Genomic DNA, 25,779 nt, shown 5'->3' on the forward strand with positions numbered 1-25,779 from the left:
GCATAGTGCATTCAAAGCTAATTATTTAAACACATGTTTATAAAAAGTGCGCTTTGCGGTATATTTGTCAGTATTAATTATAATTAAATTAGATGTGGAAGGATTTATTCTGCGTGATTAAAGAAGAAAACAAATCTCCCTTAAACAAAGCGGTGTTCTATTCATCGTCTGCGATAATACTTTGCCTCTTAGCATTCGCGGCATTGGCGCCTTCTCTTGCAGATACAGTATTCCAAGCGACTCAAGCGCTGATCGTGTCCAACGGCAGTTGGTTTTACGTTTTTGCGGTAGCTGTTATCGTTATCTTTGTGGTTTATCTAGGTATGTCACGCTACGGAGAAATAAAACTAGGCCCAGACCATGCTGTGCCTGAGTTTGGATTCCCAACGTGGCTGAGTATGTTATTCGCCGCGGGTATGGGCATAGGTCTAATGTTCTTTGGTGTTGCAGAGCCTCTCATGCACTATCTTGCGCCGCCAACAGCAGATCCAGGCACAATAGATGCGGTGAGAGAGTCGATGAAAATGACTTTCTTCCATTGGGGCATTCACGCTTGGGCTATTTATGCCATTGTTGCTTTGATCCTAGGCTACTTTGCGTACAGACAAAATTTACCACTTACTCTTCGTTCTGCATTATACCCAATAATTGGCGACAAGATTCACGGCTGGCCCGGTCACATTGTAGATATCTTTGCTGTTACATCGACAGTGTTCGGTGTATCGACTTCTCTAGGCTTAGGTGCTTCGCAGGTAAATGCTGGTTTTAACTATCTGTTTGGTCTTCCCTCGAATACAGGTGTTCAAATTGCCATTATGGCGGGTGTAGTTGGCTTAGCTGTTATATCCGTTACAACCGGTCTCGATAAAGGAATTCGCAGACTGTCAGAAACCAACATGGTTTTAGCGATAGCGCTGTTATTGATAGTGCTTATCCTTGGGCCGACCGTGTTCTTGCTACAAGCCTTCATGCAAAACACCGGCGCTTATCTTGCAGACATTGTAAGAAATACATTTAATTTGTTTGCCTATGACAAAACCGACTGGATTGGTGGTTGGACTATTTTCTATTGGGGCTGGTGGCTAGCATGGGCTCCGTTTGTGGGACTATTTATTGCCCGAATTTCTTACGGTAGAACAATTCGAGAATTCATCTTAGGTGTACTTCTTATCCCTTCGGTATTCACTCTGTTTTGGATGACCGTGTTTGGTAACAGCGCAATAGACCAAGTTATGTCGCAAGGCCAGGAAGTACTGGCGACTATGGTGAACGAAGATAGTGCTGTTGCACTGTTTGTGTTCTTAGAGCAATTCCCGTTCTCTGGTGTGCTTAACTTTATTGCCGTACTCATGGTAATTGTGTTCTTCGTCACCTCTTGCGACTCCGGCGCAATGGTTGTTGATATGCTTTGCTCTCACGGCCGTAACGACACGCCTATTTGGCAACGTATCTATTGGGCTGTCGGCGTTGGTGTAGTAAGTGCGGTACTGCTCTACGCTGGCGGTCTTGGTGCGCTTCAAACCATGACTATTGCTGCAGCACTGCCTTTTGCTATTGTGCTTCTTATTGCGATGTTTGGGTTACTAAAAGCGCTTCGAGTTGAAGGATACAAGCGAGAAAGTTTGCAAGTTCTCGCCGGAACACCGCAACACAGCGACGGTGATAAAAACTGGAAAGAGCGTTTAGAAAATATCGTTACGTTTCCTGATGAAGAGGCTGTTCGCCGTTTCCTTCGTAAAGTTGCGAAACCTGCATTGGACGAAGTTGGTAAAGAGTTCAAAGAACAGCATTTTGATGTAAGTTTGGAAGATACCGATGAAGCACTTATTCTTAGAGTGACTATGGGTACTGACCCAGACTTTATTTATGCGGTTTATCCCACATCTACAGAACAGCCTGAGTTTGCACCGTCAGAAGAAGAAGTAGACGGTAAGGCACAACAAACGTATTATCGCGCGGAAGTTCACCTTAGTGAAGGCGGTCAGAACTACGATATTATGGGTTGGTCGAAGCTGTCTGTAATTAATGACGTGATCGACCATTATCACAAACACCAGCACTTTATTCATTTGCTTAAGTAACCGAAGCTATTCGCTAACGTTACGCATTTGTTGGAAAAAATATGCGAAAAGAAGAAGAATTGCTTGTTGCACTGCGGCGCGTTATCCGCGCCGTGGACTTGCGCAGCAAACAACTTAGCAAGCACGTGGGCCTAACAGGTCCACAACTGCTTGTTATGCAAAATATTGAAGAGCGGCCTGGCATTATGGTTCGCGAGATTGCAGAAAATATCAATTTGAGCCCTGCAACAATCACAAATATCTTAGACAGACTTGAATCTCGAGACCTTGCTACAAGAATTAGAAGCACCAAAGATAAGCGCAAAGTGGGCGTGTTTCTTACCGAGCGTGGCAAAGAGGCGGTAAAAGACGCACCACGTCCTCTGCAAGAGCATTTCGTTGAGCGCTTCTCTCAGCTAAAAGAGTGGGAACAAAGCCAGATGGTAGCCACTATGCAACGCATAGCAACCATGATGGATGCTGAAAACATTGATGCTTCACCATTTCTTGAATTGGGAAGCATTTCAGATAAAACCTTGTAACAGCGTTACTTTGCTTTGAGAGGGTTGGGTTTACCGCCGGTAATTTTGTCCGCTCTTCCCTCTTCCTTAGCTTTTTCTGCACGTCGTTTTCTAATTTCTTTCGGGTCGGCAATTAACGGTCTGTAAATTTCAATTCTATCGCCATCTATTAAGGTGTCTTTTAGCCTAACAACGCGGCTCCACACTCCTACTTTGGTTTTTGTTAAATCAATATCAGGGTATTCATTTAGGATGTTAGAGGCGTGAATTGCCTCCTCCACTGTTGCATCTTTGTCTATCGCAATACTGACTAACGATTGCTTAGTAGGTAGTGCGTAAGCAACTTCTATAGTGATTAGCGAGTTGCTCATGCGTAAACAGTCCTTGCTCGCTCGGTAAACGCTGAAACCATGCTAGAGGCTAAACTATTAAACACTTTTCCAAACGCCATCTCTGCTAGCTTGTTGGCAAACTCAAACTGTAGATTCAATTCGATCTTACACGCCTCATCCGAAAGCGCAGAAAACGTCCAACCGCCGGAGAGTGAGCGAAATGGTCCATCTACCAGCCGCATTTCAATACGCTCATTAGGAAACAAGGTGTTTTCAGTGGTGAACCACTGTTTAATACCCGCTTTTGATACCAGCAACGACGCGCTCATGGCTTGTTCGTCACTGTTTAGAATTTTGCTGTCTGCACAACCTGGTAAAAACGCTGGATAAGATTCAACGTCATTCACAAGTTCAAACATGGCTTCTGCGCTATGTGCTACCAGCGCGCTTCGGTGAATACTTGGCATTTATTTATCTGACACTATGATTAATTTAAAAATTATATCACAGTTATTTTCTATCTTTTTAGATCCCAAATCACATTTCCCATTAAGTCTTACTTATAATTTTGTTCGTATTCATTGTTTGTAGCGTTGAAATCTAAAACGCACCAAGCGCAAATTTGTGCGACACATTTAAAGACATTTATTCACACTATCAGTATAATAGCGCTCATGAAAAAGAATAAAGCAAACAAAAATACCACCGGAAATATCGCGCAGAACAAAAAAGCGCGTCACGACTACTTTTTAGAGGACAAATTTGAAGCCGGCTTAGAGCTTCAGGGATGGGAGATAAAGAGTATACGCGCTGGTAAGGTGAATATTACCGATGCCTACATCATTATTCAAAATGCAGAGGCATATCTTGTTGGGTGTAGAATAAGTCCACTAAGCCAAGCGTCTACCCACGTTATTGCTGCGCCTGAAAGAGCGCGTAAGCTGTTGCTGAACAAACGAGAAATAGATCGCTTAATGGGCGCGAGAGATAGGCAGGGGTACTCTATTGTCGCTACATCTATGTACTGGAAAAAGTGCTGGGTAAAATTAGAGATTCACCTTGCGAAAGGTAAACATGCTCACGATAAGCGCGACTCATTGAAAGACAAAGATTGGCAGCGCCAGAAAGAAAGAATGATGAAACACAGCGTTTAACGCTGTGTTTTTCATTTCATCAGTTACTTTTCACTTCTATAAGCCACATCTCGCTTAGTCATTTTCTTGCGATGTACTAAATCTAACACTAAGCTCCACAACGGTGACGGACTTCTTAACGTGGTTAAATCGTTACCCAGCCGGCGCAATTGACGCCTAACAATAGCCATATTAGCCAAGCTTGCTAATGATTTATCTTTCCACGTACAGTGTGGAATAACGCCAGAGTAAGTCCACTCTTGCTGCCACTTTTTCGCCAAATTGGGCGTGATAGCTAACGCACTGGCCAACCCAACAAGCTCACATCCTTCTTGAATAACTCGTTCGGCAATTTCCGCTCGCTTAATACCACCTGTTGTCATCAAAGGAATCTGAGTTTGGCTTTCAAGGGTTTTGGCAAACTCTAAAAAATAGGCCTCTCGCGCGAGTGTTGTATTGTCTTTTGTTTGTCCCTGCATAGCGGGAGCTTCGTAACTGCCCCCTGATAGCTCAACAACATCCACACCCAGCGCTTCTAATCGGTTTACCACTTCGCTGGCATCATCGAAAGAAAATCCATTTTTTTGGAAATCTGCTGAATTAAGCTTCACCATCACAATAAAGTCTTTGGCGCACACCGCTCTAATTTGGCTCACTATATTAATAAGCAGACGAGCACGGTTAATAATAGACCCACCCCACTCGTCTTGTCGTTGATTTGTGAGCGGTGAAAGAAACTGAGTAAGTAAATAGCCGTGCGCCGCATGCACCTCAACCCCATCGAAGCCAGCTTTTTCAGCTTGTTTTGCGGTTTCAACGAAGCGCTTGCATACGTCGTGGATATCTTGGCACGTCATTTCTCTAGGCTCGGCAAAAAGCTTGGAATGCTTACCCATATCTAAAGGAATAGCAGATGGAGCAATTGCTTTGCCCTGCATTGCTTTAAATACTTGTCGCCCAGGATGATTAATTTGCATAACAGCCAGGGCACCATTGGACTTTATAATCTTTGCCCATCTCTCAAACGGTGCTAAGGGCGTATCTTTTTCTAATACTACGCCACCAGGGCCGGTCATGGCTTCTTTGTCTACCATAACATTGCCGGTTATGACCATTCCCAAGTCGCCGTGAGCCCAATAGCGGTAAAGAGAAAACAGCGATTCCCCCGGAAGACAACCATAGCTCGACATATTTTCTTCCATTGCCGCTTTAACCAGTCTATTTCTAACTGTTTTACCGCAGGGCAATGTATAAGGTGAATATAGAATTGAGTTTGAAGGCATGCACAACACAAATGAAGATTATTAGACTGGCATATTAAAGCTTATCGATTATAAATGCATCTTTTGAAAGCGATTTTATAAAAGAAGCGTTTAACCTCATTCTAGTTATGTTATACTCTGCAATCACACTCGGGGCTGATTAGGATTCGACAGGATCTAGGAAGCCGGAGGTGCATGCAGAGGTGCGGCTGGCCTCTTAAAAAAGCCGCTTTAAATAGTCGCAAACGACGAAAACTACGCACTAGCCGCTTAATAACCGGTATAGGCCCTTCCACCACAGCTTAGTTTGCTAGCGTGGGTTTGGAAGGTCATATAAGCAAACTAGCGAGGGAAACTTTCCTAAGGTTGAACCGCGAAATAGTATTAGGACAGCTACCAGGAACCCTGTTTGTCGGGGTCTAAAGTAGTTAAAGAAAAGACAAACTAAGCATGTAGTACCAAAGGTAGACATTTTCTGGACGCGGGTTCAAATCCCGCCAGCTCCACCAATTCGCAAAAAGCCCCTTTTTAGGGGCTTTTTGCATTTTAAGCTTTCAATTCACATGCACTGAATTCAATCAATTAAGCACATCTAATGCCGATTACAGCAGTTGAAATGTTGCATGAAGTAAATGAAACGCAAACATTGGGTAAACTTTAACCCATAATCGATAAAATTCAGCTTCCCGTGGCGTTAACAATAGAACTTTAGGCTACATGTAGCGTATAGTTATGGCTCAAATAATAGAACATTGTTCAATATTTGCGCCTAGCGTAGCGTCCGGTTATTCATTATCTAGGCCTCCTTTGTTTCAAATGTCTGTATCTCCTACAAACAGTTATTTTCGTCAACGTTGCTTTAATCGTGTTTGCTGTTATTGAGTAAACGGTTTTACGTAACGTATTTTTTGGTGATGACGCCAGGGAGTATGGCTTCATCAAATTGATAAGGTTTTTTATGTCTGCTTCACAATCTCACCGAGGCGCGGTAGTTTGGCCCATTTTTGTTATGGCACTTGGCACATTTGTGTTAGGGCTAACAGAATTTTCATCTATGTCGATGCTGCCCCTTATTGCTGAAACCTATAGCGTATCGCCTTCTATGGCCGGTAATGTTATAAGCGGCTATGCCATTGGAGTAGTAATAGGCGCGCCCCTGTTTATGCTGCTAACCAATAAAACAAATAGGCGAACTTCGCTCATTATTTTTGTGGCTATGATTTTTGTAGCCAACGGTTTGAGCGCTATCGCATCTAGTCTGCCAGAGCTTGTTTTTTATCGCGTTTTATCGGGTTTACCCCATGGTGCATATTTCGGCACCGCGCTGTTGGTTGCAGCCAGTATGGCGCCAGAGGGCAAACGAGCAAGTTATATGTCAATGGTATTTGCTGGCCTAACTATAGCCACTATTGTCGGCGTGCCCATGGCTACACTGATTGGTCAGAACATGAGTTGGCGAGTGTGTATGGGCATAGTCGCTGCCCTTGCCCTTCTTACTATCGTACTTATTTACTTTTTAGTACCCAGCTGTCCAGTTACCCAGCCGTCGAAATTGCGTGAAGAATTTGGGGTGCTAAAAAACAAATTAGTGTGGTCAATATCAGGCATCATATTTGTGGGTTTTGGCGGTGTATTTTGTATTTACACTTACCTCGCCGATACCATAATTAACGTCACGCAAACGCCTGAAGTCACTATATCTATAGCCATGATGATGTTTGGTATCGGTACCACTATTGGCAATTGGTTGATAAGCAAACTGGCCGATAAGTCACCTCTCACCACTACAGGTATCGCACTTATGTGCAGCGTTGGTGTATCTATTATGTATGTGTTTGCAGCGAGCAATATTTGGTGGCTTTACATTACAGTTTTCTTACTCGGTGCAAGCGTGGGTCTAGCGGCAGTTATTCAATCGATGCTGCTTGATGTTTCACCCACAGGTCATGCCATGATAGGGGCACTTGTTCAATGTGCGTTTAATACGGCTAACGCGATAGGTCCTATGGTTGGAGGAGCAATGTTGGCCAGCGGTGCAAGTTTTAATCAAACAGGCTATGCGTCTGCCATGCTGTTTTTCGGCGGATTTATCATGTGGGCGTTAAGTTACATACAGATGCGGCACAAGGCGCTTGTACCCGCCACCTCGTAACTTTTTCCAGTATACTCGTTTCCCAACTACGTAAAAACGCGCCAGGGCTATGTGTGGCGCGTTTTTATCGTACTCTTTCGCTCATTGTACAAATATCACCCAAACCTAAGAAGCAATATTATTTAACTAAATGATAACATGACGTTTACATTGCGCGTTACCCCACTGCAGCGCTCTACAAATACCAACTTTTCTATTAGAGGCTTTGGCAACGGTAGCAACAACACCGGCATCGAACCCTCAGTAGGCGTGTTTATTGATGGCGTCTATCGCTCCCGCGCAGCTGCTCAAATAGGTGATTTACCTCGCCTTCAACAGGTTGAAGTATTAAGCGGTCCGCAAAGCACCTTGTTTGGTAAAAACGCGTCTGCGGGTGTAATAAGCGTAAGAACCGCGGGCCCATCGTTTGTTGAGCAGGCCAAAGTAGAACTAGGTATTGGTAATTTTAATCAGCGTTTACTTAAAGGTTACTACACCAACAGCATTACCGAAGAACTTGCTTTTAGCGTCTCTGGCGGTTTAAACAAACGAGATGGTTATACCGAGAGTGTGGTTGGGCTTGACGACATGAACAACCGGGATCGCTGGAACATTCGCGGTCAAGCTTTATACCAACCTACCGAAGATACCAGCATTAGACTCATTGCCGATTACAGCGAAATTGATGAACGCTGCTGTACCGTTGCCGATGTTATAAACGGCCCTACTACAGCCGCTGTTAGAGCACTGGGCGGAACGGTATTAGACGTTGAAGACCAATTTGAATTTAAATCTGCTCTAAATCAAGATCCTAATAACACGGTTGAGGATGGCGGCATTTCGGTTCAAGTTGATGTCGACTACGACTCATTTGCCTTAACCTCTATTACCGCGTTTAGAAAAAACACCAGCAGTTACGACTCTGATGTTGATTACACGTCGCTAGATATTCTGACGGAAACCGGTGCGACTGACATTGAAACCTTTACGCAAGAGTTTCGATTAACCTCTACCGGTGATAATGAATTTGACTGGATGATTGGGGGCTTTTACTTTTCTGAAGAAGTAGACACTGGCGATGTGCTTTATTATGGAGACGGAACACGACCTTTCTTCAACCTATTAGGTTTGCAGCCCTTGCTTGAAACCGCCGAAGATCTATATGCGTTCCCTCGCAATGCGTTCTTTGCAGCTAATAACTTTCTGGCCACCGATTTCTTGCAAGAAAACGATGCGTTTAGTCTTTTTGCCACTGTAGATTACGACCTTAGCGATAGGTTAACCGCCACCGTTGGCTTTTCTTATACCGACGATGAAAAAGACGTATCTGTAGCTCAAATTCATAATGAAACACTATCGGCTATTGATTTCGACACCGACCCTACTGTATTTGGTGTGCCCTTGTCTTTCATTCCAGACTTACAGCCGTTTGTACCAACACTGAAAGGCGTGCAGTTTCTTCCTCCCCAACTTGTCTTTCCGAATGAAGTTGAAAGTGGCAATACTAGCGATAGCAAAACAACGTGGAGCGTAAGATTAGCTTACGAGGTAAACCAAAACTTTAATATTTTCGCTACTGCCGCAACAGGCTTTAAAGCGTCTTCATGGAATTTATCACGAGATACACGCCCTTTTGCTAGCGATCAAAGCGCGCTTGAAACTGCCAACCTTACACGGGCAAATCAAAGTTATGGTACACGGTACGCAGGCCCAGAAGAATCGACAGTTTACGAGCTAGGTGTAAAAGCCAGGTTTAAACGCGGCGCATTTAATATCACTTTGTTCGACCAAACTATCGAAGGTTTTCAATCGAGTATATTTGTGGGTACCGGATTTGTGCTAGCTAACGCTGGTGAACAGTCTACGCAGGGTATTGAATTCGACTCAAGTTTCAATTTAACCGATAACTTAGTGCTATCGTTTGGCGGAACCATATTAGACCCCGTTTATGACTCTTTCGTAGGTGCTAACGGCGTTGATGGCCCAGTAGATTTATCTGGCACGATGCCTGCCGGTATTCACGAGCGGAGCTTTGTGGGTGGGTTAACCTATAATGTTGATCTTGGCGAAGGAATGTATGGCTTCATCCGTACCGACTATATTTACGAAAGTGAAGCGCAAATTGTTGAAAACGTTCCGCCGGAGTTAACACGAGAAGTAGGTACACTGAACGCAAGCGCGGGCTTATCTATGGATAATGGTGTAAGCGTGAAGATATGGGTGCGTAACTTGAATAACGATGAATATTTCTTATCTGCATTCCCCCCCCTATTCAAAGCGGCAGTTTTAACGCTTACCCTAACCAACCTAGAACGTTTGGTGCAACGGTATCCTATGAGTTTTAACAGAAAGTGTCGGTAACCTTCTAGGGGCTAGAAGCTGCGTTACTGACTAACGCAGTTTCTACCTGCTGATTTAGCGCGATAGAGCGCTTGGTCTGCTTTATTGACCAAATCGGAACAGGTTTCATCGCACGGTAAGTCTTGAGTGGCTACACCAACACTTACGGTGAGCAATTTATTGTGGGGAGATCGCTCATGTTCAATGCCAAGCCGCTTAACATTGTCGAGAATACGTTTTGCCAAAGCTTCTGCTTCGTCAGTGGTGGTGGCCGGCAGAATTATGGCGAACTCCTCACCTCCATAACGCGCTACTAAATCGTCGGTACCAATACAGCTTTCAGATATTGTCAGGGCTACCTGTTGTAAAACATGGTCTCCGGCAACGTGACCATAGTTATCGTTGTATAATTTGAAAAAATCCACATCGATAAGAAGAAGCGATAATGATTCATTTCTTCGGCAGCTTTGCGACAGGTCCTTTTCTAGCGTTGTATTAAATAGTCGTCTGTTAGCGATTCCCGTTAATCCATCGATATTGGCAAGCTTCTGTAACTGCTTATTCGCCTCTACCAACTCTTGCTGCATGGCATGAATTGCCCTGCGGTTGTAAATATTTTGCAGAGTATTGCCCAGCATATCGCCTATTCGTTTGAGATACTCTATGTCTGACGCACACCAGGTATAAGGACTTCCAATTATATCGCAACCGATAAAACCGTATGTTGTACCGTCAACCATTATTCGGACGCACAGAATTGAACATATCCCCTCTTTTTGAAACTCCTCTCTCTCTGCAATCGCAGAGTCGGGGATGTCTTTTACATCGTCGACTTTAAACATCCCCTCGGTAATGTGTTCCATCAAAAAAGGCATGTCACTGGTAGGCATATTCTGCAAGTCATCGATGTAAGGTGTAACGCCGGCAGCAACCCATTCATGGGTGTTCGACATTAATGAAAGTTCCTGACTAAATTCAAATAAATAACATCTGTCTACATCACAAAATTCGCCAAAAGCAGCCAAACTTTGGCCAATAATAACGTCTAGTTCGTCTGCACTTGCCTTAATCAACTTTGATGAAAACTTGGTCAGCAGCTGATTGAAAGTAATATGACGCTGAGCATGCGCTCCTTCCTCGCTCTCAGCCATTGCATAATGCGCACTGTTCTCTACATTGATAATGAGCCACTCGCCATCGCCATCGCCATCGGCATCGGCAATGACACTGCCAGTAATAAAACAATGCAATGAGCGAGCTGGAGTTTGAAGTCTTACCCAGGCGGTAGGAAAAGCCTCTTTCTCTATTTTTTCGAAGGGACACTGAGTATCGGTAAGCTGTGATTTGTTGATAGGGTCAAAAAAAGAAAAGTTGCGCACACCATTGAGTTGTTCGCTACTTATACCAAACAACTTTATAAACGCGTCATTTAAATGAAAGTGCTCTTCACCTCGACGCTTGTACATAAGTGCAGTGGGCAGTTGCTGTAGCAATGCCAATCCTTTGATACTCTGCAAATAGAAAGCCCTTTAGTAAGTAATACGCTAACTTGGAACCATGGTCTTCTCTATTACTTTAGCAGAGCAAACCAGTAAGTGGATAATTTTTTATAAAACGGAAACTTGGGCAAATAAGATCAGTGCACGAAAAAGGCGAAGTTATTCGTTTACAGACTGCGCTTTTGAAAAAGGCTGTAAAAGCAGCGATAGCACGCTGGCATTTTTTTTGGTAGGCGGCACATCACTTTGCCCAATAAGCAGATTTTCATCACTGTCGCTGGCTCGCGCTTTAAAGCTTCTGAATATTTTGTCCCACCATGAAACGCTAAAACCAAAATTTGAGTTAGATTCATCTTTTGCCTGACTGTGATGAATTCTATGCAGGCGCTGGGTAATAATGAACCAAGACAACTTGTCATCCCATTTTTGAGGAATTCGAATGTTAGCGTGGTTGAATAATGAAAAACCGTTTAGTGCTACTTCAAATATCACGATTGCCATTACCGGGGCCCCAAGTATTGCTACAGCTGCCGCTTTAACTGCTAAGCTAATGACAATTTCGATTGGGTGAAATCGCAACCCTGTAGTCGTGTCTACATGACTGTCTGCATGATGCATCTTGTGAACTTTCCACAGTATAGGAACGGTATGAAAAAGCCTGTGCTGCCAGTAAATGATGATGTCGAATAACACAACGCTGGTCGCTACAGCGACAAACACTGCAACAGCACTCTCGTTTGCCGAGACCATGTTGAAAAGGCCAACATTATTTGCACTCGCCCACAGCGAAATTCCGGCCAATGAGGCAGGTACTAGAAGACGAGAAACCACTGCACCGAGAACAACCATGCTTAGGTTGCCAACCCACCTTTCTTTGCGCGCTAACACGGCTTTTCTCGCTGGGAGAAGTGCTTCCAGCGTGGCCATGACAACAAAAATAGTCAAGAACACTGAAACTCTGATGATTGATTCGTTTTCCATCAAAGTATGCCTTCACATTTTGTTAGATTATTTAGTCTCATACGCTATGTATTTTTTTGTCGAAGTTCTTCGTTTTGCAAAGTCGTAAAACCACCCGCTACTCTTGTCACCACGGTGACAGCACACGCAGCGGCAAAACAATACGCAATAACAGCAAAATGCTGTGGCCATATACAAAACGCAAGGAAAACCAGAATAGTTTCTGTACCCTCAGTAAGCCCCTGCATGTAGTAGAAACTTTTATTGGAAAATTGCGGGCGCTCAATTTGAAACTTTTCTGCGGCTACCGCGAAGGCTAAAAAGCTGCTGCCAGTACCAATGAATGTAGCCATAAGCACCATGGCAGGGATGCCCCACTCTGCGGTGTTAGCAATACCAAAAGCAAGGGGAACCGCCGCATAAAAAAGAAAATCCAGACAGATATCCAAATACCCGCCCGCGCTACTGCTGCTTTTCTGATAACGAGCAAATTCGCCATCAATTCCATCACAAATTCTATTTGCAATAATGCATGCCAGCGCAGCCATCCACCAGTTAAGAATTATTAAAGGCACCGCTAATAAACCTATCAAGAAACCCGCTACGGTAACGTGATTTGGCGTAATACAGCGTTTATCTAATGCTCGAACAATAGGCTTAAGGAGTGGTTTTATGAATGGGGTAACTTTGGCGTCTAGCATGGCAATAACTCAAAGGTTTGTCCGCCAGCCGCTACAGCGTCGTCACTATCGTGAGTGACTAATAGTGCTGGAATTCCTCGACAGCGCAGCTGCTCAAGCGTCCACGTACGAATTTGATCCCGCAGCGCGGTATCAAGCTTGCTAAATGGCTCGTCGAGCAACACCGCTCGTGACTCTGCAGCCAACGAACGCAACAAAGAAATGCGGGCTTGTTGTCCGCCAGAGAGTGTCGTTACCGCTCTATTTTGCATCCCTTCTAAACCTACGGCCTCGAGCATGTTCGATACCGACTCCCGCTTCTTACTTACCGAATATCTTTTGGTCTTAGGCATAGCAAAAATAATGTTTTGTTCTACCGTCATATGTTCAAACAAAAGCGCATCTTGAAACATAATGCCGATACCTCTTAAATGAGGCGGCTTATCGTCTATAGATTGATTATCTATCAGTATCTTTCCTGTCATGGAAAATGGTGTAGCAAGGTGACCGGCAATGGCTTGAAGCAGCGTCGACTTGCCCGAACCACTTGGGCCCATCACCGATAACACTTCCCCTTTATTAACAGTTGCGTCAAGAGAAAGCATAAGCGAGCCGTCTTTAAAAATATTGAGCTGCTTTAGATGAAGTGCCAATTAAGACCCCCTAAATGGTTGCGGTGAAGTGGTTTTATTATTGATTTGTACTTTCCGAGGCGTGAAAAGCACACCGGGCAACCACCATGCGAGTAAAAATCCGACAAGTGGCAATACAGCTTGAATAATGACATAGGCAGCACTAAGCCGCATACTGCTACCCGATGCTGCTGCAACAGCCTCAGTAGTCACTGTGGATATAGCGCCGCCGGTAGCAAGTAATGTCGGTAAATATTGACTAAAGCTAATGGCTAACCCCAAGGCAAATGCCACCATTATTGGTCCAGCCAACAGCGGCAATTTAATAGATAAAAAAACGCGTATAGGCGACTTACCAAGGCTCTGCGCCACCATTGCGTAGCGGCTATCTAGCTTACGATAGGCTATAGCCAGCGATAAGAACACATAAGGCATGACGTAAACGATATGTGCAATGTAGACGTGAAACCACACGGCATTTTTAAGCGCAATTTGTTGAAACCACACTAACCCATACAAAAACGCCACACCGGGTACAAGTAAAGGCAGAAATAAGGCAATATTCAACAGCGCTCCAGCGTTTGATTGGTAGGAATGTGCTTTATCAGGAGCTCGATTAAAAGAACCAAGCACCTCATTTTCTAATGCTAGTAGCACTAACACCAATGCAGTCAAGCTTACCATGCCTCCTAGTATTAAAGTATTAATGATAGGTTCTAACGCCGCTTCAAGAACACTTTGCCAGTGAAGTACCGTAAACCCAGAGGGAAGCACTTGGGGGAAAGGCCAGTGTTGTGCAACAGAAAACAACACCAAATTAAAAAGCGTGCCCGCAACAAGCACGGCATAGCCAGCAACAACGAATAACGAAAGTAGTTTTAGCCCATCATCGCCAAAGGTTCGCTTTCCCGAAAGCCAACTGCGCTCACCTAACCAGGCTAAGATGTTCTCGATAAGTATTACTAACCCAATAGCAACGGCTGCAACGCCCACCTGCACAACTGCCGCGGCAGAAGCCATCAAGCGCATAGATAAATCGATGTGATTGAACCAATGCAGTACAGCTACCGCCAACGTACTTGGGTTATTAGGGCCAAGTATTAAAGGAATTTCTACGTTTGATACGGCAAAAACTAAAACAGCAAGCAGTGGAAGTCGAATTTGCGGGTACAGCACGGGTAAAATCAGTTTAAAAAAGACAGATATTGACGAGTAGCCAAGTGAAACACCCACATTGAAATACCCGTTTATTTTTTCTTTCATTAGCGGCTGAGACATAACGCTAAGCGCCATAAGCAATATAAATGGCACTTCCTTTACTATCAAAGCCAGTACAATCCCTAAGCCCAGTTCATCAAAGAGAAAATACGACTGACTTGAAGAGGGAATTGCATCAGAATCAAAGGTAAAGAGCCGAGCGAAAAAGCCAGATGGACTGAGTAAAAACAGAAGTGAAATGGCCGCCGCAGCATGTGGTAGCACCAAAAACGGACTAAATAACCCCTGCAACCAAGACAATACTCTTGTGCGATAAAATACCGCTAACAGGCTAAACGCGCACAAGCATGCAATAAGCGTAGATGCCACCCCAGTAATTAAAGACAGCGCGATCATTTCTGCTGCATCATTGAGCGCAAACAATTGTGCAAACACATCCATACTTACTGCATTGGCACCAATGGCGGGAAAATACCCAAATGCGGGCAATACCACACCTACTACCCCGGCCAGTACCGGCACGGTTAACAATATCAGTAGCAACCACCTTGCTAGTATTGTTACACGATAAAAGTAATTGCCATAACCTATCATCAGTAACGCGCACCATATCGTTCTTCCCAGGCCTGTCTAAGGGCATCTGTCCAGCTGGTATGCGGCTCTGCAAAGAGCAAAGTAGATTGGGTTTTATCCAATGCGGAGGGGTGCGATTGCGTAGTACTAAACAGTGCCTGTTCTGCTTGCGAGAGCTTAGACATCGCTAATACTGTGTCATCGCCCCACACCTGCACGCGCTGCTTTTTTGCCTGAGCTTCTGGCGACAAAAGAAAATTGACCACAGCTTTTGCCTCTGCTTTGTTGGCAGAATTAAACGTTAACCCAATAAAATGAACATTGGCCAAACTTCCGTCCGACATTGAATAGGTGCGGATATCTAATGGCAAGTCGAATCGTTCTACGGCACTTGGAATTTCAGCCGCAGTAAATGAAAACGCTAACGATAACTCGCCGCTGCCAACCATTCTTTGCAGCTTCGACGCTTGGCGCACAAAATATTCCCCCTTTTGCCATAAGTTAGGGTGTAACTGATCGAGGTACTGCCATAATGCGGGGGTAATTTGGCTCAGAGCCGATGGCGTTACCGGCGCATAAAAGAGTTCGCTTTGCGCTTGGTTTAGTGCAATAGCAACATACTTAACAAAACTTATACCCAAGTAATCTGTGGGTACCGGATAGGTGAAGCGTCCTGGGGCTTGTTGAGCGAACTGCATCAGCTCATGAATATTCTTCGGAACAGTGAAATTGAGCTTTTCAAGGTGCGTCTTACGATAATAAAACACCATCGACGCCTTGCCCCACGGAGCCTCCATTCCCTCGGTTGGCTCGCCAAAGTCAGTTATCATCGCAGGGTTATCTTCTGGATTGGTGAGGGCGAAATTATCGATATCGTTTACCCAATTTTGAACAAGCAGGCCGTGCTTTTTCATGGCCGCAAAGTTCTCGCCATTAATCCAAATTAAATCAACACTGCCATTAGTGTTATTTCCCGCCGCTTTTTCAGCAAGTACCCGAGAAACGGCATCACTGGTATCTGCCAACTTCACGTGCTGCAACCGAATATCGTATTTGCTTTCAACTTGTTGAGCTACCCATTGCAAATAGCTGTTTACCTGTGCACTACCTCCCCATGCGTGCAGTCGCACTACTGCCTCTGACATGGCATATCTACTGGTAAAAATACCTATAAATACCGCTAAAGCGTAAAGGCACGTTTTTATGCGCATATTGATTGTATATTCACTGCAAAAGTCACTAATACACTCTCTTACCTATTTATTTAAGGTTTAACATCGTTCAGTGACCAGTTGTAATCAAGATAGTCCACTTCTACTTCACCGCTAGTTATAGCGTCAACTTGCGACTGATTTAAAGACATTGCTTCACGATATAAAACAATAAACTCTTTTACCGTTGATGTTCCTTTCCAATTTTTTTCGAAATCGCCTTCGTACCAAGTGAAAATTTTCGACAGGTAAAGGGTATTGTCTTTCATACTGTTTCTCGTGCTGTCACCCAGAAAACGTTTGGTTTGATCTTCAAGTTGTTTATCAAGTTGCTCGCCAATATATGCCTCTTCCCGAAGTGCTGGGCAACCGACACTTGCGCAATTTACTGCAAAGTGAATTCGTGGCTCGCTGTATTTATTGTCACCCCGGATAAGGTTGTGCTCTATATCATCTAAAGAGCGCGACTTGCCTAAAAGCGGGGCTATGTCTTTTTTCCAAGGGGAAGAAAAGAAACCACCTAGGTCGCGAATAGAGTCAAGAGACGGGTACTCAGTAAGGATCAGGTTTATGGTGTAGGCGTTGTACGCGTTGATTAGAAAGGCAAGCTGAGTATTCTCATCCCAACTGCCAAAGGTTTTAGGCGGCACGGCAGCGAGCTGATTAAGATAATCGCTCAGTGCTTTCTGATCGCGCTTAAAACCTTCATAGTTAACTTGAGTACTGGCGCCGTCGTTTATAGTGACAACATGCTTGTTGAGCAACGAATTATATTTATCGTGCAATTTACTGTCGGCCAATGCCTGTACTGAAGTAACGGCGAGAATACCAATTAGTAACTTATTTAGTAACTTATATAGCAACTTGCACCCTAAACGCAAAACGCTGTTTCTCGCGTTAATTAAGGCCGCAACATACACATTGCCGCAACCTCGTGAAATAAACGCACTCATTAATAAACTCTTCATTTTATTCACCATGGTTTTATTAGCCGCAAAAAATGTAGAAACGGGTATTAACCTCTGCGCCAAGTATGGAATTTTTCAACATAGCTAAGCAGCTTTTCTGGCGCATTCGCTCTTTTCCAGTTACCCGCTGCATACTTTGCTCCTTCAGCCCATGTTGGATACGTATGAATAGTGCCCAAGATTTTGTTAAGCCCTAAATCGTGCTTCATAGCAATAACGAACTCTGCCAATAAATCACCCGCGTGTTCAGATACTATGGTGACGCCCAGTATTTTATCTTTACCCGGCGGTGTTAGTACTTTAATAAACCCTTTGCGCGAGCTCTCTGTTACCGCTCTGTCTAACTCAGCAAACTCGTAGCGGGTTACCTCTACATCAATATCTTGCTCACTGGCGTCCCTTTCACTTAGCCCTACTCGGGCTACTTCGGGGTCGACAAAGGTGGTCCAAGGGATCACGCTATAGTCAACTTTAAACTTTTTAAATGTGCCGAATAAAGCATTTACCGCGGCATACCACGCCTGATGAGCCGCCACGTGGGTGAACTGGTATGGACCAACGACGTCCCCCGCTGCAAAAATGTTGGGCATTAGCGTTTGTAGGTACTCATCGGTGTCTATGGTTTTATCAAACTGTATGCCTAGATTTTCTAAACCGAAGCCGTTAAGTCTCGCTTTGCGTCCCACTGCAATAACTACTTCGTCATAAGCGATGTCTATTTCGGTACCATTTTTGGCAACAACTAACACTTTTTCTACACCGCGCTTTTCAAAACGCAACGCATCATGCTCAGTTAATACATTGACATCGCTGTCTTTCAACACAGACTCGACATATTCGGCCACATCGCTATCTTCGCGCCCCATTAAACTAGGTGCCTTTTCAACCTGAGTCACGCGGCTTCCCAAACGGGCAAACGCCTGTGATAACTCACAGCCAATGGGCCCTCCGCCAAGGACGATTAACCTTTTGGGGGCTTCATCTAGGTCAGCAAATTTTGTCCAAAGGGTGTCTGAGGTAACGTAACCACTTTCTTCAATACCCGGCAGTGGCGGAACAAAAGGTCGGGCCCCAGTGGCAACAACAATCGTCTTTGTCGTGAGACGCTGTGTTTCACCGTCATTGGTTTTTATTTCTACCGTCCACGGGTCGATGATAGTGGCATAGCCCTTTACTACGTCTACACCTAAATTAGTGTAACGTTCAACACTGTCGTTCGGGGCGATTGTGGCTATGATTTCATGTACCCGCTTAATCACGCGTTTAAACGACATGGTGGGTGTAACGCTATCTAGTCCGTAATTATCTGCATTGCGCATTTGGTGGGCCACTTTCGCAGTTTTTATTATGGCTTTACTTGGGACACAACCGTAATTGAGGCAGTCTCCTCCCATTTCACCGGCTTCGACAAGGGTTACTTTGGCTTTCACTGCCGCGGCAATATAGCTGGTTACCAGACCACCAGCGCCAGCTCCAATCACCACAAGATTTCGATCGAAGCTAGTAGGTTTGGTGTAGCCTTTATAGACGCGGCGTCTATTTACAACAGCAACAATACCTTTGGCAATCCAAGGGAAGACGCCAAGCAAAACAAAAGATAAAAGTAGCCCAGGCGATAAAATTCCGGAAAGGCTATCAATTTGTGCAAGCTGGGTACCAGCGTTAACATATACAACAGTGCCAGCAAGCATCCCTACCTGACTGACCCAGTAGAATGTCCACGTTTTTAATGCGGTTAGCCCCATCAATAAGTTAATCAGGAAAAAAGGAAATACCGGTACTAACCTTAGGGTAAATAGATAAAAAGCCCCTTGCTTTTCAACGCCTTCATCAATTTTCTTGAGCTTATCTTTAAACTTATTTCGCACCGTGTCACGAAGCACAAAACGGGCTACGAGAAAGGCTAGCGTTGCACCAATGCTTGACGCAAACGAGACAATAATAAGCCCCTGAAACAACCCAAAAAGTGCTCCGGCAGCCAGCGTAAGAATAGCGGCTCCCGGTAACGAAAGTGCCGTTACCGCTACGTACACAGCAAAGAAAATAGCAATGCTGAGCACTGGGTTTTCTGCTATTTGTGTTTTAAACGTATCTAACGACCCTTTCATTCCCTCAAGCGTTAAGTACGTGTTCAAATCGAAATAGAAAAAACCATAAGCAGCCGCAGCCATAAGCGCAAGCAGCGCAATTTTCTTAAACATCGTAATTCCTTATTTGCACTTAAAACGCATATTGCATGGTGAACTGAACGTGACGGGGTACATTTGGCATCACGAGTGTTGCGCCAAAGAAGCCGCCTTCGAACAGTGGCTGCCAATTCTCTTGGTCGGTAATGTTAATTACATCGGCACGTAATCTCAGCTGCTCGTTAATTTGATAATCTGCATTCAGATCGAGGGTGTATTGATCTCGAATTTTAACGGTTTGCAAAAAATCGAGTGGAAACGATTTTGTATAAAGTGCGCTAGCGCCAACGGCAAGTTTGTCATTAACCTGCCAGCCTGCATTCAGCGACACCATTTGTGGGGGGATTCCCTGCACCCGACTATCTGATGGTGCGAAAGCTGCAAATGAGGGAGAGCCAACGCCTGTGCCGTTGATAATATCTGGACGGCTGTTATCAAAGGCATCAATGACCTGTGCTGTGCCCTGAAACGCGGCCGAGTTATCAAACCTTGCATCTAGATAGCTGTAAGCTGCATTTACCCAAACATCATCTAACTGATAGAACACTTGTAATTCCGCACCCTTGGTTTTAACGCCGCTGTTGCTCCCGTCCCGGTTGCGCAAGCTGCGGGTTTGATCAAACACAGAAGCCTCGGCATACCATGCCTCGCTTGGCGCATACTTCAAACCTATTTCGTACAACGTATTTTCTGTTGCAAAATTTTGTGGATCTATTTGATTGTTGCCACCAAGTACCGTACCGCCAGCCATGCTGTTAGACGTGGCGTCGTTTTGCGAAAACGCGCCATAGGTATTTATTGCGTTTGTTAGTTTATACACAGCGCTAAATTGATAGCTGGTTAAGGTATCGCTGTAAGTATCTGAGGCAGCATCAACACCCTGTGGAGCCAATGGGTCTCGGGCTTCAACGTCGTAGTAGTCTAAGCGCAAACCTGCAATAGTGGTGAGCTTGTCGGTCCATGTAGACTGCTGCTGAACCGCCAAACCGGTTTGCCATGTCGTCGAGTCGGTGGTATCAGATAAATTAAAATCACCAGCCCCGTCACCGTCTACATCGTATTGTGCACCGGGAGAAACAAATAGCCCGGGGCGCAATTGAACCAGTCTTGCTTTTTGTTCATCGGTAAGGGGAATAACACGGTTAGAAATAGGCCCAGTTAAATCAATTGGGTTGTCGGCTTCGGTGGTAAACTGGCTGTAACCGAGCACATCGTTGTATCGAATTGCCAGGCCAAACGTAGTGGTTTGCGTATCGGACCAAGCTACGTCAACTTCAGTTCTGTTTTCAAAAGTATCTGCACCATCAATGATTTCTACAAAACTATTTTGAGCAATTTCTTCACGCTCAAGATATTGGTAATACGACAGATTTCTAATAGCGATATTTTCGGCGTATTGATATTCAAGACCACTTCGAATAACTGTAGTTTTTGCACCGTTAATGTCGTTTGGGTTGGTAAATACTCTGTTGCGAGGGATCACTACTTCGCCGGTTGGTGAAATAACGGCTCCAGCTCCAGGCACTGTGCTGCCGTTAGGCTGTGTACCCTGCCCTGTAATATAAAGCCCTTCGTCGATAAGCGCTTGTGTAGGCCTATTTATACCAGCATTGTCTGGATAGTCTGTGTCGTAATATTCCGCGCTTATATCCCACGTTAAGGCATCACTTGGTGTATATCGGTAGGCAATAAACAAATTAACACTGTCGCGTTCGGCAAAATCGTAAAAACTACCGTGGTCTAAATACTCTGCACTCACGCGAATACCGCTAACGCCCTCGTCAATGGCAGTGCTTACGTCTAGCTGCGCAGAATATTGATCCCAGCGACCAGCACGCACGGTAGCCTTACCTCTTGTTTCGTCGGTAGATGCCACCTTGGTTTGTAAATTAACAAATCCGCCATTGCGCTGCGTACTGCCAAACAATACCGGCGATGGACCTTTCACCACGTCTACTTGCTCTACGCCATTAAATGACAGCGGCAGGCCAAAACCATTGTTCCCTGCCTGACGACGAATACCATCTTGAAAAAGCTCACCTAACTGGCCTCTAATACTTGGCAAACTTGGCGTACCAAAGCCACTGGATGCATAGGCATTAGGCGCAGCTTTTACAATGTCGTGTAAATCATCAATATTAAATGTTTCTAGTGCCTCACTAGACAAAGAGGTTACAGAGCGAGGGGTGTCAGCCACAGACATGCCAGCACCAAAAATACCTTTTAGCTGATTATCGCCGGGATTTAAATTGCCTATTAACGATGCGTTTCCTTTAACCTCTACAACCTCTATGTCTTTTTCTTGCATATCTTGTTCTTGAGATTGTTGCCCATATACGCCCTGACTAACGGCTAAAGCGAGGGCACTCATGGCGAGGTTTACTACAATTTTCATGTCTGTTTTCCGATGTTTTTATATTATGTGACAAGACCGATACGATATTAAAAAAATTTCAGAGCGCATTTTCTTTTTTATTAGTTTTGAAATATTTACCAACAAATACCGTTCTTCATTAGCCATACTTTTAATTTTATCCTTGGAGACCATCAATGGGTCAATCTAGCGTTACTCCCTCTATCTCAACCGCGTCTGCCTCAACAGCCTCTACCTCAACCGCTGGCGATGTTATTGCTACTCGACTGCCTTGGGTACTGCTATCCCTGCGTATTACCGTGTTTATCGTAATGTTTGTGTGGACCTTGGATAAATTTTTGAATCCTGCCCATGGCATGGCGATATTCGAAAAATTTTACGGCATAGGTGGCGTGCCGGAGCTTGCAGTATATATCATGGGAGCTTTTCAGTTAGTCCTTGTTTTTGCCTTTGTTTTTGGTTTAGCAAAACGCTACACGTACGGACTTATTTTTCTACTCCACGGCGGCTCTACGTTATCGTCGTTTCCACAGTACATTGACGCGTTCAATCACCTGCTTTTCTTCGCTGCTTGGCCAATGTGGGGAGCATGCTTTGCACTTTATTTATTGCGTGATGCAGACACTAAATTTACCCTCGGAAAAACTCAGGCGTCTTGATCGAGGGTTTAATTTTAAGATTGAGCTGTGGCAGCTCGGTAAAGGTGCTGCCACTCTTGTTCTGTAACTGGCATAATTGAAAGCCGCCCACCTTTTTTAACCAACGCAATTTCAGTGATATCAGGCATAGCTTTTATCTTCGCTAGCGACAAAACCTTGTCGAAAGCCTCAACATATTTTACGTCAACACAAAACCATTTAGGGTTTTCCAATGTTGACTTAGCATCGTAATACGGAGATTCAGGGTTAAACTGACTAACGTCTGGATAGCCCTCTTTTACCACTTCAGCAACGCCAGCAATGCCTACAGATTTGCAGCTTGAATGGTATATGAATACCTTATCTCCTCGCTTTACGCCGTCACGTAAAAAGTTTCTTGCTTGAAAGTTTCTCACGCCGTCCCAAGGCTCAGTTTGCTGAGGTCGGCGGGCTAAATCACTAATGGAAAATGCGTCGGGTTCGGTTTTAAATAACCAGAAGGCCATGGTGAACATCTCATTGCTATGGAACTATGAAGTTGAGTATACAAAGCTCGCTTATTTAATGACAGCGCTATACCGCCCATGCCCCAACACTGCTATAATCGCCGCTCAATTCTGAAAATTTGCCTAAGCGCTTTTCAGGCAAATTCTGTTTATTCAAAATGTGATCATTATGCAAGCCACCATTAAAGCCGACCGCAGTCTGTTTTCCTACCCTAAATACTGGCCCCACTGTCTTGGTACAGCGCCGTTTCTTCCTATGTCGAGAGAAGAGATGGACGCACTAGGATGGGACAGCTGTGACGTTATATTAGTAACCGGCGATGCTTATGTTGATCACCCAAGCTTTGGTATGGCTGTTATTGGGCGTGTTTTAGAAGCCCACGGATTTCGCGTAGGGATCATTGCCCAGCCAGATTGGAAGAGCAAAGACGACTTTATGAAGTTGGGCAAGCCCAATCTGTATTTCGGTGTCACTGCGGGCAACATGGATTCCATGATCAACCGCTACACCTCAGATAAAAAGCTACGCCACGACGATGCTTACACACCCGGCAATGTTGGCGGTAAGCGCCCCGACAGAGCGGTAACCGTATATGCACAGCGCTGTAGAGAAGCGTTTAAAGGCGTACCAGTTATCGCTGGTGGTATTGAAGCAAGCTTACGTCGAATTGCTCATTATGATTACTGGAGTGAAAAAGTACGTCGCTCTGTGCTTTTTGACTCAAAAGCCGACATGCTTTTCTTTGGAAATGCTGAGCGCCCGCTTGTTGAGGTTACTCACCGTTTAGCGGCTGGAGAGAGTATTGCAGACATGCGCGATATTCGCGGTACCGCTATTATCGTTAAAGAGGCGTTACCAGAATGGCAAGGCGTCGACTCCACCTCACTTGATCGCCCGGGAAAAATAGACCCAATTCCAAGCCCCTACATAATGGAGCCAGAATGCGATTCACAGGAGAAGGACAGTAAAAGCAGTGAAGCGCCCGATGCATCACCGATTGTTATTCAGCCGCCGCAAAAGGAAAAGGAAAAGCGCAAACCTTGGGAAAATGTGTACGTAAAACTACCGGCATATGAAACAGTAAAAGATAACAAAACGTTGTATGCGCATACATCCCGTATTCTTCACCAAGAAACTAACCCTGGTTGTGCTCGTGCGCTCATGCAGCGACACGGCGACAGACACATTTGGATAAACCCACCCGCAATGCCTCTTGAAACTGAGGAGATGGATGCGGTTTTCGATTTGCCCTATCAACGAGTTCCTCACCCTGCATACGGCGATGCGAAAATTCCTGCCTACGACATGATACGTTTTAGTATTAACATTATGCGTGGCTGTTACGGCGGCTGCACTTTTTGCTCTATCACCGAGCACGAAGGCCGAATTATACAAAGTCGCTCAGAAGACTCCATCATTCGAGAAATAGAGCAGATTCGCGATACCGTTCCAGGCTTTACCGGTGTGATATCCGATTTAGGTGGCCCCACCGCCAACATGTATCGTCTGCGCTGTAAAAGCCCTAAAGCTGAGGCAACCTGTCGTCGCCCCTCTTGCGTGTACCCGAGTATTTGTGCCCATATGGATACCGATCACAAACCCACTATCGATTTATATCGTCGGGCGCGTAATTTACCGGGCATTAAGAAAATACTTATTGCTTCAGGTGTTCGTTACGACTTAGCCATTGAAGATCCTGAGTACATTAAAGAGCTGGCCTTACACCATGTAGGTGGCTATCTAAAAATTGCTCCTGAGCATACCGAAGAAGGCCCTTTGTCCAAAATGATGAAGCCGGGCATGGGCACATACGACAGGTTTAAAGCGCTTTTTGACAAGTACTCTGAAGAAGCAGGCAAAAAACAGTACTTAATTCCGTATTTTATTGCCTCGCACCCGGGTACTACCGACGAAGACATGCTTAGTCTTGCAATATGGCTTAAAGAAAATAAATTTAAGCTAGATCAAGTGCAAAACTTTTACCCGTCACCCATGGCTACTGCAACAACCATGTATCACACAGAGGTAAATTCTCTGCGCAAAGTGACGAAAGACAGCGAAGAGGTGCCATCAGCAAAAGGTGAGATTCACCGCCGCCTGCACAAGGCTATGCTGCGTTATCACGACCCTAAGAACTTTGCTCAAATTCGCCAAGCGCTAGTCAAAATGGGTAGAGAGGATTTGATTGGTAGAGGGCCACAGCACCTTGTGCCACCTGAGAGCGCCAACGAAAAACGCCAGAAAGCCCAAAAAGGCCGTCGCGGAGAGCGTGCGTTAACTAAACACACAGGTTTGCCCCCGTCATTCCAGCGCGAATCTAATGGCAAAAAGTCTAACCGTGTGAATAGCCAAGGCAAAAGCAGCGGCGATACTACAAAAAGTAACGCAGGAAAGGCATCAGGTAACAGACCACCAAAGTCTCGCGGTCAGCGTCAGCAACCAGCAAACGTTAACTGCACCTTCGTCAAAGCGTAGTGAATTGCTCTTAACAAGCGAATAACGCTGAATACGAAGAAAGCTTAATAAAAATGAGGAGGCCTCTTACTCTTAAATG

The 25,779-nt window shown here is 44.8% G+C and carries 20 protein-coding genes and 1 other RNA gene; 8 read left to right on the forward strand and 13 right to left on the reverse strand.

What is annotated here, in order from left to right; genetic code table 11:
- Positions 1-113: 113 nt before the first annotated feature.
- Positions 114-2,081 (forward strand): BCCT family transporter, encoded by a 1,968-nt coding sequence (locus BM528_RS10630; RefSeq protein ID WP_198033552.1) that lies wholly within the window; start codon positions 114-116, stop codon positions 2,079-2,081.
- 41 nt (positions 2,082-2,122) lie between these two features.
- Positions 2,123-2,602: a MarR family winged helix-turn-helix transcriptional regulator gene (locus tag BM528_RS10635; protein WP_071979787.1), complete on the forward strand. Its 480-nt coding sequence runs from the start codon at positions 2,123-2,125 to the stop codon at positions 2,600-2,602.
- A gap of 5 nt (positions 2,603-2,607) precedes the next feature.
- On the opposite strand, the gene BM528_RS10640 is transcribed toward BM528_RS10635, so the two are convergent.
- Both BM528_RS10640 and BM528_RS10645 read right to left on the reverse strand, forming a co-directional pair.
- On the reverse strand, positions 2,608-2,952 hold the full coding sequence (locus tag BM528_RS10640; RefSeq protein ID WP_071979788.1) for an RnfH family protein: 345 nt from the start codon (positions 2,950-2,952) through the stop codon (positions 2,608-2,610).
- Positions 2,949-3,380, reverse strand: coding sequence for a type II toxin-antitoxin system RatA family toxin (locus tag BM528_RS10645; protein WP_071979789.1), 432 nt, complete (start codon positions 3,378-3,380; stop codon positions 2,949-2,951). Before BM528_RS10645 ends, BM528_RS10640 begins: the two co-directional genes overlap by 4 nt.
- 207 nt (positions 3,381-3,587) lie before the next feature.
- Here BM528_RS10645 and smpB point away from each other — a divergent pair, with 207 nt between their 5' ends.
- Positions 3,588-4,067, forward strand: coding sequence for an SsrA-binding protein SmpB (gene smpB / locus BM528_RS10650; protein WP_071979790.1), 480 nt, complete (start codon positions 3,588-3,590; stop codon positions 4,065-4,067).
- 23 nt (positions 4,068-4,090) lie between these two features.
- Here the strand turns inward: smpB and BM528_RS10655 are convergent, their stop codons facing one another.
- Positions 4,091-5,329 (reverse strand): NADH:flavin oxidoreductase/NADH oxidase family protein, encoded by a 1,239-nt coding sequence (locus tag BM528_RS10655; RefSeq protein ID WP_071979791.1) that lies wholly within the window; start codon positions 5,327-5,329, stop codon positions 4,091-4,093.
- Positions 5,330-5,460: 131 nt separating this feature from the next.
- Between BM528_RS10655 and ssrA the strand changes: the two genes are divergently transcribed.
- The 3 genes from ssrA to BM528_RS10670 all read left to right on the forward strand — a co-directional run bounded on the left by ssrA (position 5,461) and on the right by BM528_RS10670 (position 9,800).
- Positions 5,461-5,817: a transfer-messenger RNA gene (gene ssrA, locus BM528_RS10660) on the forward strand.
- 449 nt (positions 5,818-6,266) lie between these two features.
- Positions 6,267-7,460 carry an MFS transporter gene (locus BM528_RS10665; RefSeq protein ID WP_071979792.1) on the forward strand — a complete coding sequence of 398 codons (1,194 nt, stop codon included), beginning with the start codon at positions 6,267-6,269 and terminating at the stop codon, positions 7,458-7,460.
- Between the two features lie 138 nt (positions 7,461-7,598).
- Positions 7,599-9,800, forward strand: a complete 2,202-nt coding sequence (locus BM528_RS10670) for a TonB-dependent receptor (RefSeq protein ID WP_071979793.1) — start codon at positions 7,599-7,601, stop codon at positions 9,798-9,800.
- Positions 9,801-9,823: 23 nt separating this feature from the next.
- On the opposite strand, the gene BM528_RS10675 is transcribed toward BM528_RS10670, so the two are convergent.
- The 9 genes from BM528_RS10675 to BM528_RS10715 form a co-directional block, all read right to left on the reverse strand.
- The gene (locus tag BM528_RS10675; RefSeq protein WP_156844049.1) at positions 9,824-11,296 is read right to left on the reverse strand and encodes a sensor domain-containing diguanylate cyclase; all 1,473 of its coding nucleotides are present in this window, start codon (positions 11,294-11,296) and stop codon (positions 9,824-9,826) included.
- Positions 11,297-11,437: 141 nt separating this feature from the next.
- Complete coding sequence (locus BM528_RS10680) at positions 11,438-12,259, reverse strand: sterol desaturase family protein (RefSeq protein WP_071979794.1); 822 nt, start codon at positions 12,257-12,259, stop codon at positions 11,438-11,440.
- A 44-nt stretch (positions 12,260-12,303) separates the two neighbouring features.
- Complete coding sequence (locus tag BM528_RS10685; protein WP_071979795.1) at positions 12,304-12,939, reverse strand: CDP-alcohol phosphatidyltransferase family protein; 636 nt, start codon at positions 12,937-12,939, stop codon at positions 12,304-12,306.
- On the reverse strand, positions 12,933-13,571 hold the full coding sequence (locus BM528_RS10690; protein ID WP_442855883.1) for an ATP-binding cassette domain-containing protein: 639 nt from the start codon (positions 13,569-13,571) through the stop codon (positions 12,933-12,935). The genes BM528_RS10685 and BM528_RS10690 overlap by 7 nt, the downstream gene beginning before the upstream one ends.
- The gene (locus BM528_RS10695; RefSeq protein WP_071979796.1) at positions 13,572-15,362 is read right to left on the reverse strand and encodes an ABC transporter permease; all 1,791 of its coding nucleotides are present in this window, start codon (positions 15,360-15,362) and stop codon (positions 13,572-13,574) included.
- Positions 15,362-16,486: an ABC transporter substrate-binding protein gene (locus BM528_RS10700; RefSeq protein WP_232230469.1), complete on the reverse strand. Its 1,125-nt coding sequence runs from the start codon at positions 16,484-16,486 to the stop codon at positions 15,362-15,364. Before BM528_RS10700 ends, BM528_RS10695 begins: the two co-directional genes overlap by 1 nt.
- Positions 16,487-16,605: 119 nt before the next feature.
- The gene (locus BM528_RS10705) at positions 16,606-17,520 is read right to left on the reverse strand and encodes a DUF547 domain-containing protein (RefSeq protein WP_232230470.1); all 915 of its coding nucleotides are present in this window, start codon (positions 17,518-17,520) and stop codon (positions 16,606-16,608) included.
- 47 nt (positions 17,521-17,567) lie between these two features.
- Positions 17,568-19,721, reverse strand: coding sequence for an FAD-dependent oxidoreductase (locus BM528_RS10710; RefSeq protein ID WP_071979798.1), 2,154 nt, complete (start codon positions 19,719-19,721; stop codon positions 17,568-17,570).
- A 19-nt stretch (positions 19,722-19,740) separates the two neighbouring features.
- Positions 19,741-22,101, reverse strand: coding sequence for a TonB-dependent receptor (locus BM528_RS10715; RefSeq protein ID WP_071979799.1), 2,361 nt, complete (start codon positions 22,099-22,101; stop codon positions 19,741-19,743).
- Between the two features lie 155 nt (positions 22,102-22,256).
- On the opposite strand from BM528_RS10715, the gene BM528_RS10720 reads away from it, so the two are divergent.
- Positions 22,257-22,739, forward strand: coding sequence for a hypothetical protein (locus tag BM528_RS10720; protein WP_232230471.1), 483 nt, complete (start codon positions 22,257-22,259; stop codon positions 22,737-22,739).
- A 14-nt stretch (positions 22,740-22,753) separates the two neighbouring features.
- Here the strand turns inward: BM528_RS10720 and BM528_RS10725 are convergent, their stop codons facing one another.
- The gene (locus BM528_RS10725; protein ID WP_071981268.1) at positions 22,754-23,224 is read right to left on the reverse strand and encodes an EVE domain-containing protein; all 471 of its coding nucleotides are present in this window, start codon (positions 23,222-23,224) and stop codon (positions 22,754-22,756) included.
- Positions 23,225-23,393: 169 nt separating this feature from the next.
- Between BM528_RS10725 and BM528_RS10730 the strand changes: the two genes are divergently transcribed.
- Entirely contained in the window at positions 23,394-25,700 is a 2,307-nt protein-coding gene (locus BM528_RS10730; protein ID WP_071979800.1) for a YgiQ family radical SAM protein, read from the forward strand.
- The last annotated feature ends 79 nt before the right edge of the window (positions 25,701-25,779 follow it).

It is taken from the genome of Alteromonas sp. RW2A1, assembly GCF_001886475.1.
GTDB classification, from domain to species: domain Bacteria; phylum Pseudomonadota; class Gammaproteobacteria; order Enterobacterales; family Alteromonadaceae; genus Alteromonas; species Alteromonas hispanica.